The following is a 985-nucleotide window of genomic DNA, read 5'->3' on the forward strand; positions in this document are numbered from 1 at the left end:
TCGTACTTTTGATTGTATTCATCATCGTCACTCCTTTTAGTATTCTTCTGGTAAAAGCATCACATAATAAAAAACATCTACATCATCTTCTCGGATGACGTAGACTTTCTTAGGTAATGCATTTTGATTTTTTATATAGTTTGTATAGTGATATTCCAATTTGTACGTGGGTTGTTCTTGCTCATGTATGATTGAAAGTATATTCTCATCTTCTTTCAGTCTAAAAATGTGTAGGTAATCTGTATCAGGTTGATTATCTCTTTCTTTTACCATGTTCCAAAGTAAGATTTGAAGATCTAGAGATAGGTGTTCACTAATGCCTCTTGTGATATATCGATTGATGTTCATACTATTTTCCTCCATTTTGCTTTTCTTTCATGATGTCAATCACTTCGTTAATGACTGTAACAGATATTTGTGCCACTTTGATCCAATTATTCATGGTCCTGACCTCCTTGTTTTAGTAAATGACGTTCATCAATAATGATATTTTGAGTATCTGTAAGGTACAGAAAGTCCATATCAAAATGATCCAGATAACCAATACTGATGAGTTGGTTATTGGCATACATTAGAAATGGATAGATACTTAGCTCATGTAGCTCATCATTATAGTAGGTATAAGTCTCGAGTGTGAGTTGTACCAGTGGAGAATCATTAATAAAACGTTCCGGTAGAATATTTTCTGCTGTTTCCTCCAGCGCTTCACATTCCCAAGCTTCGTTATTAGATAGTTGGAATAAGTGGGTCATATATTGTTTGAGTTCTTGAGTGATGGTTTTCATATTATTGCCTCCTAGATAGTGTAATAGTGATGTAGTTCATATACATCATTGAGATAATATATATTTGATTTGTCATTTATTACGAATCCCGGTGGGAATAAGAGAAAATTCCATATGAAAAACCGCTTCAAACCTTGGTATGACAAGGAAATCCCGAAATTCCGCCTGTTTTGACGAACAATCAACTCATTATTTATAAG

Annotated in this window: 2 protein-coding genes; both read right to left on the reverse strand. The window is 33.6% G+C overall.

Features of this window, described 5'->3' with window-relative positions; genetic code table 11:
- Positions 1 to 36 precede the first annotated feature (36 nt).
- The gene (locus tag HMPREF2578_RS07910) at positions 37 to 348 is read right to left on the reverse strand and encodes a DUF960 family protein (RefSeq protein ID WP_001024803.1); all 312 of its coding nucleotides are present in this window, start codon (positions 346 to 348) and stop codon (positions 37 to 39) included.
- An 86-nt stretch (positions 349 to 434) separates the two neighbouring features.
- Complete coding sequence (locus HMPREF2578_RS07915; RefSeq protein WP_070508371.1) at positions 435 to 785, reverse strand: SAUGI family uracil-DNA glycosylase inhibitor; 351 nt, start codon at positions 783 to 785, stop codon at positions 435 to 437.
- Positions 786 to 985: the final 200 nt, after the last annotated feature.

Source organism: Staphylococcus sp. HMSC072H03 (assembly GCF_001809305.1).
Lineage (GTDB): Bacteria > Bacillota > Bacilli > Staphylococcales > Staphylococcaceae > Staphylococcus > Staphylococcus hominis.

Bases quoted from the DNA above. Each gene is read 5' to 3' on its own strand.
- HMPREF2578_RS07915 (WP_070508371.1), bottom strand. From the start codon at position 785: ATGAAAACCATCACTCAAGAACTCAAACAATATATGACCCACTTATTC.
- HMPREF2578_RS07910 (WP_001024803.1), bottom strand. From the start codon at position 348: ATGAACATCAATCGATATATCACAAGAGGCATTAGTGAACACCTATCT.